Raw genomic sequence first — 15859 nt, forward strand, 5'->3', positions numbered from 1 at the left:
CATAACATAGTCGAGAGTTTCTCGAAACTCCCATATACTAGCTTAAATGAGAGAATAAAAGGAAATGGCTGTGCGTCCTACCGTACTATGTTTTTCAGGTTTAGATCCATCAGGTGGTGCTGGCTTACAAGCAGATATTGAGGCAATTGGGCAAAGTGGCGCACATACAGCCATTGCCTGCACAGCATTGACCATTCAAAACTCGCAACAAGTGTTTGGTTTTGAAGCCACTTCAAAAGAGTTACTACTTGCTCAAGCAAATGCAGTAGTGGGGGATTTACCGATTAAATGTGTAAAATCAGGCATGCTGGGTACAACCGATAATATTGCTGCATTGGCTGAGTTTTTACGTCAACACCCAGATTATCAATATGTACTCGATCCAGTATTAGTCGCGAATAGTGGGGGTTCACTCGGTGATCAAGCAACATTAGTTAAAGCATTTGTTGAGTTAATTCCCTTAGCCACAGTCATTACCCCAAATACAGTTGAATTAAGAGCATTAACAGGTATTGATGATATTGAGCAAGCCACTCAAAAATTATTTGAGATGGGCGCAAAAGCTGTACTAGTGAAAGGTGGACATGAAGATACACCTGATCATATTCGCAATGTACTTTATGCTGACGGCAAAATGATTGCCGAAAGTCATTGCACTCGTTTAGACGGACAATATCATGGTTCTGGCTGTTCTTTGGCAAGTTTCATTGCAGGGCGTTTAGCTTTGGGAGATTCCCTTAAAATTGCAGTGCAACATGCTGAAACATGGTTGTTTGGTGTACTCAAAAATGCTGAAACACCAGTACCCAATGGGCAGAAGATTCCAAAGCGGTTTTAAGTTGTTTTCAAATTGATAAATCTTCCAGAATTTATTAATAAAAAAGGCGCAATACGCGCCTCTTCTGTCACATTACAATTTATTCAGGGATACGTAACACTTGTCCAGGAAAAATATCATCCGCATTTTTGAGTAATGGTCTATTCGCTTCAAAAATTTTATTGTATTGGTTTGGATCGCCATAATACTCTTTAGAAATCTTAGATAAATTATCACCTGATTTTACTGTATAGAATTTACTTTCTGGTTCAGGCACTTCAACCGTCATCTGATCATCGACCTGAGCAACATGATCAATATTCCCCACGGCAAGAACTATCTTTTCTTTATCTGCTTGGATTTTGACTCGCCCTTTAATAATGGCTGTATCGGTATTTCCATTATAGGTTACTGATAAACCATCAACACCAAGACCTAAACTTTTAATCAAACCTAATAATTTATTGGCAATTTCTTGAGCTGAAGGCTCAACAGGTGTGGCTGGAGCAGGCTGAGGTTCTGCTGGTGCTGTATTTTTTTTACCAATGCCTTTAACAAAATCAAAAATACCCATTTTTTATTTCCTCTGTAATTATTGATTAAGCATAGTCAAAACAGACTTACAATTAGTTATACCGAAAAAATAAAGCATGCGAGTTTCAATTTAACGAGGTATTGTAAATATATGTATATGCAGTAAAACTGATTTTAAGCTTTCACATTTATATATTTTTAAATATAAAAAGCCACCTTACGGCGGCTTTCAATTCGTTCAAAACTTGAAGCAATTTAAGCATTTTCTCCCACAATATTGGTCATATAATCAATTGCAGATTGAACGGTAATAATTTTCTCAGCCTCTTCATAAGGAATTTGAGTACCAAATTCTCCCTCAAAAGCCATAATGAGCTCAACTACAGCCAATGAATCAGCGCCTAAATCATCTGTAAAGGATGCATTTGGTAAAACATCTTCTTCATTTACACGAAGTTGCTCAATAATGATCTCTTTAATACGGTTTGCTATATTCATAAAATTCCCTTTTGTTGTTATGGTTTAATAAATTATTTTAAATAGCATGAACTTTATACACTCAAATAAATTATTTTCATATTTATAGTTTATTTTTTTTGTAAGATATTTTTACATCTATTCATATGAAAAGTTGAACATATAAAAAAGCCACCGAAAAAGGTGGCTTTTAATCATGTGATATGATTAACCAAGTTTTTTGGTTACATAATCAATTGCAGATTGAACAGTCGTGATTTCATTAGAATCTTCGTCTGGAATCGTGATATCAAAATCATTTTCGAAAGACATTACAAGTTCAACCAGATCCAAAGAGTCAGCACCTAAATCATCCATGAAAGATGCTTCATTCTTGATCTCTTCAGCACGCATACCTAATTGTTCAGCTACAGCTTGTTTGATGCGTTGTTCGATATCGCTCACAGGAATTCTCCTCATTGCTTGTGGCGTTTTGATTTGCCACTAGTTTAATTGAATATAAAAACTTTTAAAAGTTTATACATCGCCAGTTAGGCCATGTATAGACCACCATTTACGTGTAAAACTGTACCAGTAATGTAACTAGCCTTATCGCTAGCCAGGAAACTCACTGCATCAGCAATATCTTGAGGTTCACCTAGACGACTTAAAGCTACTTGATCAGTCATTTTTTTACGAATATCTTCGCTTAACTGATCAGTCATTTCAGTGGCAATGAAACCAGGTGCAACACTGTTCACTGTAATCTGACGACTCCCCATCTCTTTGGCTAAGCTACGACTGAATGCTTCAATCCCTGCTTTTGCTGCTGAGTAGTTCGCCTGTCCAGGGTTCGCAAAATGTGCAACCACTGAACTAATGTTAATAATGCGGCCAAAACGTGCTTTGGTCATACCTTTCAATACGCGTTTAGACAAGCGATATACGGCTTTCAGATGAATATTGAGAATGTCGTCCCAATCATCTTCCGACATACGAAGCAACAAGTTATCTTTGGTAATGCCTGCGTTGTTCACCAAGATCAGTACTGAACCATATTTTTGTTCAATATCTGATACAAGTGCATCAATCGCTGCACCATCACGAACATCGAGTACAGCACCTGCCCCATGTTCAGCAAAGCTTTCTGTCAGTTTTTGTGCGCCTGATTCAGAAGTTGCTGTGCCTACCACAAAATAACCGTCTTGAATGAGTTGCTGTGCAATTGCTGCGCCAATACCACGGCTTGCTCCTGTCACTAACGCAACTTTTCGTTGTTGTGTCATGCAATTTTTCCTTCTGCCACTAACACTGCGTTTAGGGCATCTTCCATACGTGCTTTGCTATCAATCGCAAATGCTTTTTCTATGTTGGGTAATCGCTTGGCAAGATTGCTGAGTACTGTACCTGGTCCACATTCAACCACATACTGCACACCTTCATCTTGAAGATATTGCATGGTACGTGTCCATTGAACTGACTGATATAACTGAGCCGTTAATGCCTGACGTAATTGAGCAACATCTGTCGCGATTTCCGCGTTGACATTTTGTATTACAGGAAGGTGGGGTAGCTCAATGGCAGTTTGTTCCAAAGCTTCAGCAAACTTTTCTGCTGCTGGTTTCATCAAGGTACAATGTGACGGAACAGAAACAGGCAATGCAATCGCTTTACCAGATTGCTCTTTTGCTTCAGCCATGACTTGCTGAACCAAAGCTGTACTGCCTGCAATCACCACCTGACCTTGCGCATTATAATTCGCCGCTTCAACCGAACCTTGGCCTGCCGCATATGCATTCACTTTTTGGCAAAGCTCGATCACTTTCTCATCGGCTAAACCAAGAATTGCAGCCATTGCGCCTGCACCTTGAGGAACAGCACTCTGCATCAATTTTCCGCGTAAATGGACTAATTTAACAGCGTCAGCTAGACTCATTGCCTCTGCTGCAACAAGCGCACTGTATTCTCCCAAAGAATGTCCAGCCAAGTATTTCGGTGCTATACCCCCTAACTCTAACCATACACGCCATAAGGCAATACTTGCTGTTAGCAAAACTGGTTGAGTATTTTCAGTTTGATCTAAACCCTCACCACTTTGGGCAATCTGCCAAAGATCAAAACCAAGTGCTGCTGATGCTTCTGCAAAGGTATCTCGAACGACACTAAACTGCTCTGCAAGCTCAGCCAGCATCCCTACTTTTTGTGAACCCTGACCAGGAAAAACAAATGCTGTTTTTGTTGCTTGAGCAGCCTGCTCAAGTCGCTTAGTCGACATATAAAAATCCTTAAAATGGTCTATCGCCAGTTTTATCAACACTCATAATTCTACATGAGAATGACAACAGACTCTTTTCCGATGCGGCAATTTACCATTGATTAAATCGTTTTTTAATTGCGAAAAACAACAAAAAAGGGAGCTTTCGCTCCCATTTTTTATACTTTAAGCTAACGCTTAATGCATATAACTCAATTATTCAGCATCAGCTGCTTTAGCGAATAATTGACGACCACGGTAAATACCGTCTTTAGTCACGTGGTGACGACGATGAGTTTCACCAGTAGTTTGGTCTACAGATAATGCATTCTCGGTTAAAGCGTCATGTGAACGGCGCATGTCACGGCGAGAGCGACTTTTACGGTTTTGCTGAACGGCCATGATGGCTCCTTACAAAGATCGAAAAATGGATCAGAACAAATTCAGTTGTCTTAACTCAACATGATAACACAAATTGTGTTATGAGTTAAGTTTGCCTTTCAAACTTGCCAAAACATCAAACGGGTTATCCCGCTTTTCTTCGACAACGTCCTGAACGACAGGTTGATGTTTATGCTCACAAACATCATGTTTGGGAGACAAAGGCATCAACAATAACAATTCATCTTCTAGTAATGCGAGTAAATCAATCGAAGCAGGTGTATCAATACTCCCTTTTTTCGACGATTCACTTTCACCTAAAACGATGAAATCAGCATCCTCATCCAATCGCTCTATCAGTGACTCATCATCAATTAAAGCTAAATGAAATTCTGAGACTAATTCAATTTCAACAGATCCCAAGCAACGTTGGCATTCCATTGGAACTTTAGTATCAATATGTCCATCTAACCATACAATGCGATGATAGGCATCCATTGATAGCTTACAGTCTATGTTGATCAATTGATCATCAATTGAACCAACAGCTTCTCGAGCAATACGAGCAAAGCGAGACAATGGCAGTGTTCCTGACCATGTATAGCCCTGTTCAGCCCATTTAAATGGCTCGATTTGGCTTGGAAAAGTATTTGCTGACATAATTAAGGCGGCAATTCTACAAATTCATCGGTACTCTGTCAAAGATTAAGATACAATTTTGCACTTCTTTAGACAGAACTCGTGGTAACACAGCAATGCATCTGTTGCAGCCGCAACTTGAAGTAACAACTTCATCACTTGTTAGCCCCCATTCAATCACTGCTCCTATGTTAACACCAGATCAAGTGCAACGCTCATCTTGGAAAACGTTAACAACAGAACCAGAACAGGTTGATTGGCTTATTTTACACTTTAATCACTGGTTTTCCCACCATAATGTCACGCTTGTTAAAGGTGATTTTGAACCAGAATATTTCCCAGCCATAAATCAACAGCCTGCAAAAATCCAATTTGCACATGGTTTCTTTAACAGTGCCTTGCATGAAATTAGTCATTGGAGTATTTCAGGTGAAAAACGTCGCCTTTTACCTGATTTAGGTTATTGGTATGCACCCGATGGTCGTACTGCAGAACAGCAAGCTTTATTTGAACAAGTTGAAATTAAGCCTCAAGCCATTGAATGGTTATTTGCAACAGCCTTTGGTCGAAAGTTTCGTGTCTCTTTAGATAATCTAACGGGTGATAGCGGCAATGGAACACAATTTAAAGATAATGTTTTTGCTCAAGTACAACGTTATTTTTCAGGTGAAGCCACTTTGCCACGAGATGCTGCACTTTTTATTCACTATATCTGTGTTTGTACCCGTAATGGCTTACCATTACAACTAAATGAATTTAAACGTGAATTACTTGATTGAATGACAAAATTAACACATCTAGGACTTGCATCTTTACTAGAACAAGTTTCATACTTAATTCAGCCATAAAGATCAGGGAGTTACAATAATAATGTTACATTTACATATTCATCCTGAAAATCCACAGGCTCGCTTAATCACTCAGGCGGTTGAACGTATTCGTGCGGGTGATGTGGTGGTTTATCCAACTGATGCAGCCTATGCGATTGGTTGTCAGATTGGGAATAAAAGTGCAATGGAGCGAATAGCTCAGATTCGTGGCTTAGGTCCCAAACATCAATATGCAATTATGTGTTGTGATTTATCTGATATTGCAACTTATGCAAAAGTCGATAATGCGATGTACAGACTGTTAAAAGCCAATACCCCTGCTATTACCACATTTATTTTACCTGCTACCAGTGAAGTGCCAAAACGCTTAATGCACCCAAAGAAAAAAACAATTGGTCTGCGTATTCCAAGTAATCCTGTTGCACAAGCTTTATTACAAGAACTTGGCGAACCGTTACTCACCAGTACATTGATCTTGCCTGATCAAAAAGATCCGCTTGATGATCCTTATGATATTGAAAATCAGCTCGGTAAACGCATTGATGTGTTTATTGACAGCGGCTTCGGTACCTTGTCCACTACCAGTATCGTGGATTTATCTGGAGAAAATCCTGAAATTATCCGTCGTGGTGTTGGTGATGTCAGTGCTTTTGAATAAGCACTGATCATTATTCAATCAAAAAAATCAGACAACTTCTGTTTCTGAATACCCTGCCAATCAAAATTGTCTGGGTTTAACCATTGCTGATAAGCATTTTTTAATTCCGACCACTCATCATCAACAATCGAAAACCATGCAGTATTTCGATTTCGTCCTTTTATGATCCGATCTTGGCGAAATACGCCTTCATACTGAAAACCGAAGCGTAAAGCAGCAGCTTTAGACGGCGCATTACAATCATCACATTTCCATTCAATACGTCTAAAACCATATGCAAAACATTGTTCTAGCAGTAAGAAAATTGTTTCAGTTGACGCCTTTGATTTTTTCATTTTATGTGAAAAATAAACATTACCAATCTCAATCACGCCATGCCCAAGCCTCGGATTTAACAATGCAACCCAACCTTGTATCTCTTCAGCAACTTGAATTAGAAAATGAGTGGAATCTTTAAAGCCGAATAAGTTGTCTAATGAATCTTTTAAACTATGTTGGCTCTGTGGAGCTGAATAAGGCAGATAAGTCCAGCATCGTTCATCGGGTTCTGTCGATACCGCTTCCCATAACTGCCCTGCCGCCTGATCTGTTATGCCATCAGCTACATCAACCAACTGAACGTATTGTCCAAATATATTTCCCTGCACGGGTGAAGCTGTCACATTTTCTTCAAGCGAAAAACCTGTCGTTTGTCCGAACTGATTCCGTTGTGTTTTTAAATAATTTTTCATGGTGACTTATAGTTTAGAAATGCGAAGTTTAATGACCGATTTAAGCATAAGATTTTTATATCATCCATATTCGCTTGTATAAGTATAGAAAATACCCTGAGAACTTTAAGGTTTTTGTAAGTGAGTAATTTATTAAATGAAGGATTTCGATTAGAATAGGCTTGCTTGTAGCATGTGTCACTTTCTTGAACACAAAAAAATCATCCTTTCATGCTTTTGAAAATTCGCGTGGCTTATAAACGGTAATGAATCAAATTCTTCCTTCGACCTTGGAATTAATTCCTTCCATTCGTGTGCTTGACGAGTGGCAAGAAGTCATACCTGAAGATTTGTACATTCCACCTGCGGCATTTGAAATTTTACTGGAGCAGTTTGAAGGGCCATTAGACTTTCTGATTTATTTGATTCAGAAAAATGGCTTTGATCTTTTACAGTTAGATATTTCACCAATTGCAACCCAGTATTTATCCTATATGGATAGTATGAAGTCTTTGAATATCGAATTAACTGCTGATTATATGGTGATGGCAGCATTACTCGCTGATTTGAAATCACGATTATTGCTTCCAAAACCAACTCTAGTTGATCAATTTGAAAAAGATCCTAAACAAGAATTGATTGATCGTTTAGAAACATACCTCCGTATTAAGCAAGCAGCTGAACGATTGGGGCAAATGCCAATCTTTGAAAGAGATACTTTTAGTGCCAATGTAAGTCTTGGACATATTGCTCCAATTTATGAAGGTTATGATGTCGATGCCTTACGTGATGCACTATTTTGTGTGTTTAATCGTCCAGAACCGATCACACATATTGTTGCGCAGGAACCAGTGTTGCTCGAAGAACGTATAGCATTTATTGAAGGTCAACTTGCATCAGGTCAAGCATTAAGTTTTATGGAATTATTAAATCCTATGCAAGGTCGTATGGGCATGGTGGTGACTTTTATGGCAGTGCTTGAACTTACGCGCCAGCAAAAAATTCAAATCATCCATACAGGTATTGAAGCTCCTTTAACAGTTCAAGGCATTGCAGCATGAGTTTAGATCCATTTGACACCAATGAAGGAATGTCACTTGAAGATATTCATCACGATGTCTTATTACAGATTGAAGCAATTTTGTTCGCTAGTGACTCACCAGTTTCACTTGCACGATTAAAAGAAGCATTTCAAAACCAATATAATAAACAACAATTACGTCATTTTTTACAGCAAATTGCGATGTTGCAACATGGCCGTTCAATTGAGTTAATTGAGACGGCTCAAGGGTTCCGCTTTCAGGTACGAGCAAAGTATCGCAATATTATTGCGCAGGTTTGGCCTGAACGCCCGACCAAGTTGTCACCCTCGCTACTCGAAACAGTCGCCGTGATTGCATACCATCAGCCTGTTACACGTGCTGATATTGAACAGATTCGTGGTGTATCGAATAATAGTCAGATCTTGAGAAACTTATTTGACTGGAACTGGATCAAAGAATCTGGTTTTAGAGATTTACCTGGAAGACCTGCGTTGTTAGTCACAACGCCCCAATTTTTAAATGCATTTGGTTTAGCCTCGCTAGGTCAATTGCCTCCCCTGCAGAACGCCAAGGAAGCATTCATGACACTCGATGCACATGCACCGAAGTCTTGAGAGGTGAACTGTTGATTATTATGTCTAAGGTTGTGCTGTCATGAGTGAAAAATTACAAAAGGTTTTAGCGAGAGTCGGGTTAGGCTCACGTCGCTATATGGAGGAAGTCATTGCTGCTGGTCGCGTCAGTATCAATGGAAAAATTGCTCAAGTGGGTGAACGTATTGAACCTACAGATGAACTCCGTATCGATGGTCGTAAGGTTCAGTTTCAGGTAGAAGATGAAATTCGCCGCCGTGTTCTCATTTACTATAAACCAGAGGGTGAAATTTGCTCACGCAATGATCCTGAGAAACGTCCAACTGTATTTGATCATTTGCCACAAATCGCAAATGACCGTTGGGTAATGGTAGGGCGTCTGGATATTAACAGTACTGGTTTATTGTTATTCACGAATGATGGTGAACTTGCGAATCGTTTGATGCATCCTTCAAATGAAGTTGAGCGTGAATATGCGGTACGTGTGATGGGTGAAGTCACGCCACAAATTCGTAATAACATGCTGAAAGGTGTTGAGCTTGAAGATGGTCCAGCCAAATTCGAATCATTCTCTGAAATTGGCGGTGAAGGTATCAACCGTTGGTATCAAGTTGTGGTGAAAGAAGGTCGTAATCGCGAAGTACGTCGTATCTTTGAATCACAAAGCTTAAAAGTAAGTCGCTTGTTACGTACCCGTTATGGCACTGTCATTTTGCCACGTGAATTACGTACAGGTCGTTGGATGGAATTAGATAAAACTGATATCGACAACTTAGCGAAATCAGTTGAATTAAAACCACGTCAAGGTACTGGCTTGTTTGGTATGGCAAAACGTCGTACTGAAAAAATGGCAGAAAAACCATTGGCAGCACGTCGTGGTGGCTATCTACGTCAACAGCGCCGTGATGATGAGCAACAAGAGCAGCGTTCAGGCAATGGCAATAATAACAATGGCCGCAAAACCATTGGTTTTAACAAAGGCTTTAAGAAATTCTAATTCTTGGCTTTAAAATAAAAAACGCTCTGATTAGAGCGTTTCTTTTTATGCTTGAATTTTAATGATGATGGTTTACCCCCTGCGGAATGGCATTGAGCAGTTTCTTGGTATATTCATGTTGTGGATGTAAATACAACTCATCCGAATTGGCAATTTCAACCAACTCACCATGATTCATCACCATTACCTGATCAGAAATATATTTCACTACAGATAAATCATGCGAAATAAAGATATAACTCAAACCAAATTCATCCTGTAGGTCCTGCAATAAATTCAATACTTGCGCCTGCACTGAAACATCTAAGGCAGAAACGGATTCATCACAGATCAAAATCTCAGGTTTTAAAGTCAGACAGCGTGCGATGGCAATCCGTTGCCGCTGCCCACCAGAAAACTCATGCGGATAACGGTCATAGGCATCTACAGGTAAACTGACTTTTTCCAGTAACTCCAAAGCCATCTTTTTGCGCTCAGCATCATTCTGACCTATGCCATGAATCCGCATTGGCTCCAATAAAATCTGCCCGATGGTAAAGCGTGGATTGAGTGAAGCATAAGGGTTCTGGAAAATAATTTGAATCTTACGCTGGTACTGGGAAAATTCTTTCTCGGTCATGGACAGAATATCTTTACCATTTATCAAGGCTTGCCCACCTGTGGCTTCGTGCAAGCGCATCAGCAATAGACCAATGGTGGTTTTGCCTGAACCCGATTCACCGACCAAGCCCAAAGTCTTACCTTTAGCCAATTGAAAAGATACACCTTTGACCGCCTGAAATTCCTCTCGCCCCCATAAACCTTTACGGCTATAAAACGACTTTTTCAGATCTTTAACATCAAGCACAATCGGCTCATCACCAGACAAACCACGGACACGCTGTTTCAGATTTAATTCGGACAAATTGGTTGCTTCAATCAATTGTCCATTTTCGTCCTGCTTCATAAAATCACTGGTCACAGGTAAACGGTATGGACGTGAGGACAACTGTGGACGGCAATGTAACAAGGCTCGGGTATACACATCTTTGGGTTGCTGCAATACCTGCTCAACCTTGCCTGCCTCCCGAATCTCACCATGCCGCATCACAATCACTTCATCGGCTATTTCACCCACTAAAGCCAAATCATGGGTAATGAACAGCATCGACATTTGGTGACGTTGTCGTAATGATTCCAACAAATCAATGATTTGCTTTTGAATAGTGACATCCAAAGCTGTGGTCGGTTCATCCGCAATCAATAGCTTTGGTTCACAGGCGATTGCCATCGCAATCATAACCCGTTGCTGCTGACCACCAGAAAGCTGACTTGGATAAGCATCTATTTTTGTTTCAGGTGCAGGGATACCGACTTCTCGAAGTAACTCAAGCACTCGTACTCTGGCCTGCTTGCGTCCCATGCCTAAATGAATGCATAGCACTTCGGCAATCTGATCTCCGACCGTGAATACAGGATTCAATGAAGACATCGGCTCTTGGAAAATCATGGCAATTTCCTTACCACAGATTTTCCGAATTTCTTTTGCAGATAAATTCAGTAAATCCTTACCCTCAAAAGTAATACGACTTTGCGCTGCAATTTGACTTTGTCCTTTCGGTAATAAACCCATCACCGCTAGGGAAGTAACCGATTTACCACTGCCCGACTCACCGACCAAAGCCACGGTTTTATTTTTAGGAATTGAAAATGAAATTCCTTTAACCGTTTCGATCCATTGTTTATTTTCACCTTTAAAGCTGATCTGAAGATCGTCTACCTGTAATAGCGGTGTTTCATTTTGAGGTTGCATATTTTTTCTCCGCTATTTCAACTTAGGATCTAAAGCATCACGCAATGCATCGGTAAACATGGAGAATGCAGTAACCAACACCGCCATTGCGATAGATGCCGCTGCCAATTGCCACCATTTACCCAAGATCAATTCACTTTGTGCTTCATTCAACATACTGCCCCATGACACCACCCCCACAGGCACACCAAAACCAAGGAAGCTCAGAATCACTTCAGATTTAATGAATGACACCACCAGAATCGAAATTTGAACCAACGCGATATGACTGACATTCGGGAAAATATGCACAAACATACGGCGTAAATGACTCACTCCAATGGCTTTGGCAGCAAGTACATATTCACGCGATTTGTGCTTCATATATTCAGCACGAACCAAACGAAATACCCCAGTCCAACCCGTTAGACCTAAAATCAAAACAATTGACAAAATTCCTTTTTGTTGGAGTACCGCAGCGATCGCGAGCACTAATAGCAGATAAGGAATCGAAGTGAAAATGTTATAGAACCAGTTCAGTACATCATCAATCCAACCGCCAAAATAACCTGCAATCGCGCCAAGAAAAGTACCAATCACCACAGCCAATAAAGCAGATAACAAACCGACCAGAATTGAGGTTTCAGCACCTTTAATAGTTTTGAGCAGCACATCTTGCCCCCACTTATCTGCCCCAAAAGGCAACGTGGTTTTTAACTCTTGTTTTTGATCAAGTAGATGCCCACCAAGCTGTTGATCAATTTGCTGCATATCCTCTGCTAAAGGATCAACCACACCATAATTATCAATGACTGAGCTACCTTGTTGTTCAGCCTGAATTTCGGCATTGAGCTGTTGAATCACATCTTTCAATGGATCAACTGGATTTTCAGGTAATGCCTCTATCTTCTGGCTACTGCTACTGTCTTTCATTTGATCTGACTCAGTATCCGCCCCTAAAAATGTCGGTGGCGCGTAGCTGACAGCAACTTCTTTATTCCAATTGGAAGCAATCACGCCTGTCATTGATAACGCGAGCAAGATGAAATAAAACAGCACCACCAAGAAAGAAACCACGGCGATTCGATCTGATTTCAATCGATTCAATGCCAACTGCCAGAGTCCTGTTGATGCAGGAGATTCACTTGAGGAGGATTTGCCTTTAAAAATTGTACTGAGCATTGTCATCCTCCTATTTCAACTGTACGCGAGGATCGAGGAGCTTATAAATCAGATCGGCGATCAAGTTAAAAATCATAGTCACAACAGCGATATATACGGTAATCGCTTTAATTACAGGAAAATCACTACGCTCAACCGCAATAATAATTTCACGCCCGATACCCGGAATACCAAAGAATCGCTCAATCAGGAAAGCACCAATCAGTAAGGCAGGCAGACTAGCCATCACTTCAGTGACAATTGGAATCGATGCATTACGCAACACATGCACACTCAGTACCCTAGACCCCCCCACACCTTTGGCACGCGCAGTCCGCACATAATCTTGGTTAATTTCATCTAGGACGAAGCTTCGATATAAACGTAGCGTTGGGGCAATGCTCACCACCAACATGATTAAGATAGGTAGCAAAGAATATTGGAATAAGTTTTGACTAAACTGATCACTCCAGCCTTGTACGGGGAACCAACTGAGTTGGTATGCCAACACATACTGGAACACGATGATATACACCAAAATACTGATCGACATGCCAATAGTACACAGCATCATCACCATACGATCTGTCAGTGATCCACGAACTGAAGCAACCGCTAAAGCAAGGATAATTGAAATCACGGTTTGTAAAATCGTCAGTGGAATCAATAAAGTCAGTGAAGGCCCTAAACGGGTCAGGATAATCTGTGATACAGGCTCTCCCGTACTCCAACTCGCACCATAATCGAAAGTCAGAATCTGTTTAATAAAAATCCACAGCTGCACATAATAGGGCTGATCAACGCCCAATTGTTTACGGATGTTTTCGATTTGCTCTGGGCTAGACATTTTCCCTGCCAAAATATATGCAGGATCTCCCCCCACCCAGTTAAACAAGAAGAAAATCAGCAGAATGACGCCCAACATGGTCGGGATCATTTGCCATAGTCTACGCACGACATAAGCAAGCATAATGGCACATCCTTATTTGACCCGTTGACCTGTAATTTCACTAAAGAAAGCTTTGTTATCTGGTTCTCTGCCTAAGAAATCTTTGACCAGTTGAGCTGCATTCTTTTGGCTGCCTTGAGATAAAATCGTTTGGCGGTAACGCTGACCCACTTCTGGATTATTCAAGTTATCACCGAAAGCAGACAACATATCTAGAGCCAATACTTCAGACCACATATAACCATAGTAGCCCGCTTGATAGCCCATCAGATGTCCAAACTGCCCAGGAAATTCAGTATTCGGCACATAGCCTAGAGCGGTTGCGGATTCCATTTTTTTCCACACATCCATCGGCTGTACTTTGAGTGCATCAGCGCCATGCAATGCCATATCATATTGTGCATAAAGCGTTTGGCGTGCATACCCTAATCCACGTCCATAATTATGCACAGCTTTTAATCGTGCAATCAGTGCATCATCCACTCTCGGACAAGCAGGATCACAATAGTCAGCGACTTTAGATAAAGTTTCTTTACGGCGCGCCCACTCTTCATACATTTGCGATGGTGCTTCAACAAAATCACGCTCTACTGATGTTCCTGACTGACCTGAATAGCGGGTTTTTGACAAAATTCCATGTAAAGCATGCCCAAACTCATGCACAAAAGTTTCAAGCTCATTGCTGTTTAAACCTTTACGATTAAAATTAGTCACTAATACTGAAATTGGTTTACGTTTACTCAGCGTACTGCCCCCATATACGCCCCATACTGCTGCATGACCATATTTACCTTCACGTGGGAACTTATCCATATATAAGCTACCCAATATCTCACCTGTTTTTTGGTCTACAACATCGTAATATTCGACTTCTTGTTGCCACGTATCCACTTTAGCGGCTTTAAACTGAATACCATACAAATTTTCGGAAATTGCAAATAACCATTTCTGTGCGGCGAGTGTTGGGAAATAATCACGCAGTTTTTCTTGGTCAATCTGGTATTTGTCCTTGCGTAGTTTTTCGCTCCAATACCCCACATTCCAACGGTTAATTTCAGCTTTTTCCAAAGAAATATTTAGGGTTTTAGCTTTAAATGCACGTAACTCCTGCACCTCTTTTTGCTCTAAAGGTGCCACGACTTTATGAACATCTGCTAAGAAGTTATTCACTATTTTTGGTGTTTTCGCCATGCGTTTCTTTAATGCCCAGTCTGCATAACTTGGCTGACCAAATAGCTGTGCTAATTCATAACGTAAGTCGACAATCTGTTTAAGCAGGACTAAATTCTTTTCTGTACCACGACGTGTAAATGCCGTTTGATAACGTTTTCTTGCATCATCACTGTCTGAAAGTTCCATAAATGGTTGATATTCAGGATATTCAAAACCCAATAAATAATTGCCTTTATCATTTTTCTTTAAGCCTGAAATATAACTTTCAGGTAGTCCCTTTAATTCGGCTGGTGTGAATTCTAATTTTTCAGGATTGTCGCGGACATTACGAGAGAACTCTTGCGAAAGTTTGGTGAGTTCATCCAATATATGTTTTAAACGTGCTCGTTTTTCAGGTGCAAGCTGCACCCCTGTATCTTCAAATTGATCAAGAATATCTTGACGATATTTACGATCAATTGGATCTGTTGTTTTGGTATTTTTAATTCGTTGATACAATTTTGGGTTCTGATAAATTTCAGTCTGCAAGTGATTGATTTTTACTTCACAATCATCAGCAGCCTTACGAAATTTCGCATCGGGATGCACATTGCTATATAAGCTAATTGGTCCAGAAAAGTCCTCAAAACTTGCCATCAATTGATCCCATTCAGCTAGAACAGGTGCAGCTGTCGATTGCGGTTGAATGGATTGTTGTTCTAATTGGGAAATACGCTGTTGTAACTTGTGTAAATTCGCATCGCACCATTCTGCACTGTCATTCAGTTTAAAAATAGGTAAAACAGCAGATGTGCTTTCTGCCCACACGCCTTGACTCATCCCTGTGATCGCCATAGATAACAGACATAGTGTCGATCGTTTCAAGATGTTCTTCGCCATTATTATTTCTCTCC

18 protein-coding genes are annotated in these 15859 nt (G+C 40.4%); 6 read left to right on the forward strand and 12 right to left on the reverse strand.

The genetic code is table 11. The features are described from left to right. Positions 1-70: 70 nt before the first annotated feature. Positions 71-838 (forward strand): hydroxymethylpyrimidine/phosphomethylpyrimidine kinase, encoded by a 768-nt coding sequence (locus NO346_RS11515; protein ID WP_256415237.1) that lies wholly within the window; start codon positions 71-73, stop codon positions 836-838. Positions 839-917: 79 nt separating this feature from the next. Here NO346_RS11515 and lysM read toward each other — a convergent pair whose 3' ends face one another. From lysM to NO346_RS11550, 7 genes are all read right to left on the reverse strand, one after another. Then, positions 918-1391, reverse strand: coding sequence for a peptidoglycan-binding protein LysM (gene lysM / locus NO346_RS11520; RefSeq protein WP_256415238.1), 474 nt, complete (start codon positions 1389-1391; stop codon positions 918-920). 215 nt (positions 1392-1606) lie between these two features. After that, positions 1607-1849: an acyl carrier protein gene (acpP, locus tag NO346_RS11525; protein WP_004682864.1), complete on the reverse strand. Its 243-nt coding sequence runs from the start codon at positions 1847-1849 to the stop codon at positions 1607-1609. A gap of 186 nt (positions 1850-2035) precedes the next feature. Beyond that, on the reverse strand, positions 2036-2272 hold the full coding sequence (gene acpP, locus NO346_RS11530) for an acyl carrier protein (RefSeq protein ID WP_004655272.1): 237 nt from the start codon (positions 2270-2272) through the stop codon (positions 2036-2038). Positions 2273-2358: 86 nt separating this feature from the next. Further along, positions 2359-3093, reverse strand: coding sequence for a 3-oxoacyl-ACP reductase FabG (fabG, locus tag NO346_RS11535; RefSeq protein WP_004663557.1), 735 nt, complete (start codon positions 3091-3093; stop codon positions 2359-2361). Beyond that, the gene (gene fabD, locus NO346_RS11540; RefSeq protein ID WP_256415239.1) at positions 3090-4082 is read right to left on the reverse strand and encodes an ACP S-malonyltransferase; all 993 of its coding nucleotides are present in this window, start codon (positions 4080-4082) and stop codon (positions 3090-3092) included. Before fabD ends, fabG begins: the two co-directional genes overlap by 4 nt. Positions 4083-4277: 195 nt before the next feature. After that, on the reverse strand, positions 4278-4463 hold the full coding sequence (gene rpmF / locus NO346_RS11545; protein WP_004638135.1) for a 50S ribosomal protein L32: 186 nt from the start codon (positions 4461-4463) through the stop codon (positions 4278-4280). A 78-nt stretch (positions 4464-4541) separates the two neighbouring features. Beyond that, positions 4542-5102 (reverse strand): DUF177 domain-containing protein, encoded by a 561-nt coding sequence (locus NO346_RS11550; protein WP_004663562.1) that lies wholly within the window; start codon positions 5100-5102, stop codon positions 4542-4544. A 95-nt stretch (positions 5103-5197) separates the two neighbouring features. Between NO346_RS11550 and NO346_RS11555 the strand changes: the two genes are divergently transcribed. Together NO346_RS11555 and NO346_RS11560 are read left to right on the forward strand one after the other, a co-directional pair. After that, a complete protein-coding gene (locus NO346_RS11555; RefSeq protein WP_087546980.1) occupies positions 5198-5860 on the forward strand; it encodes an elongation factor P hydroxylase in 663 nt (220 codons plus the stop codon). 91 nt (positions 5861-5951) lie between these two features. Continuing rightward, a complete protein-coding gene (locus tag NO346_RS11560) occupies positions 5952-6569 on the forward strand; it encodes an L-threonylcarbamoyladenylate synthase (protein WP_005217965.1) in 618 nt (205 codons plus the stop codon). A 14-nt stretch (positions 6570-6583) separates the two neighbouring features. Here NO346_RS11560 and NO346_RS11565 read toward each other — a convergent pair whose 3' ends face one another. Continuing rightward, on the reverse strand, positions 6584-7300 hold the full coding sequence (locus NO346_RS11565; protein ID WP_256415240.1) for a GNAT family N-acetyltransferase: 717 nt from the start codon (positions 7298-7300) through the stop codon (positions 6584-6586). Between the two features lie 245 nt (positions 7301-7545). On the opposite strand from NO346_RS11565, the gene NO346_RS11570 reads away from it, so the two are divergent. From NO346_RS11570 to rluB, 3 genes are read left to right on the forward strand one after another with little or no spacing between them, the layout of a single operon-like run. Then, positions 7546-8340 (forward strand): ScpA family protein, encoded by a 795-nt coding sequence (locus tag NO346_RS11570; protein WP_087544730.1) that lies wholly within the window; start codon positions 7546-7548, stop codon positions 8338-8340. Then, positions 8337-8936 carry an SMC-Scp complex subunit ScpB gene (scpB, locus tag NO346_RS11575; protein ID WP_256415241.1) on the forward strand — a complete coding sequence of 200 codons (600 nt, stop codon included), beginning with the start codon at positions 8337-8339 and terminating at the stop codon, positions 8934-8936. Before NO346_RS11570 ends, scpB begins: the two co-directional genes overlap by 4 nt. 40 nt (positions 8937-8976) lie before the next feature. After that, complete coding sequence (gene rluB / locus NO346_RS11580; RefSeq protein WP_087536766.1) at positions 8977-9912, forward strand: 23S rRNA pseudouridine(2605) synthase RluB; 936 nt, start codon at positions 8977-8979, stop codon at positions 9910-9912. A gap of 58 nt (positions 9913-9970) precedes the next feature. Here the strand turns inward: rluB and NO346_RS11585 are convergent, their stop codons facing one another. Genes NO346_RS11585 through NO346_RS11600 form a run of 4 tightly spaced genes read right to left on the reverse strand, consistent with a single transcriptional unit; the run spans position 9971 to position 15845 of the window. Further along, on the reverse strand, positions 9971-11704 hold the full coding sequence (locus NO346_RS11585) for an ABC transporter ATP-binding protein (RefSeq protein WP_256415242.1): 1734 nt from the start codon (positions 11702-11704) through the stop codon (positions 9971-9973). 12 nt (positions 11705-11716) lie between these two features. After that, positions 11717-12865: an ABC transporter permease gene (locus NO346_RS11590; RefSeq protein WP_256415243.1), complete on the reverse strand. Its 1149-nt coding sequence runs from the start codon at positions 12863-12865 to the stop codon at positions 11717-11719. 10 nt (positions 12866-12875) lie between these two features. Further along, complete coding sequence (locus NO346_RS11595; protein WP_256415244.1) at positions 12876-13814, reverse strand: ABC transporter permease; 939 nt, start codon at positions 13812-13814, stop codon at positions 12876-12878. A 12-nt stretch (positions 13815-13826) separates the two neighbouring features. Beyond that, positions 13827-15845, reverse strand: a complete 2019-nt coding sequence (locus NO346_RS11600) for a M3 family metallopeptidase (protein ID WP_256415245.1) — start codon at positions 15843-15845, stop codon at positions 13827-13829. Between the last annotated feature and the right edge of the window lie 14 nt (positions 15846-15859).

Source organism: Acinetobacter sp. 5862, from assembly GCF_024494585.1.
In the GTDB taxonomy this organism is placed as follows: Bacteria; Pseudomonadota; Gammaproteobacteria; order Pseudomonadales; family Moraxellaceae; genus Acinetobacter.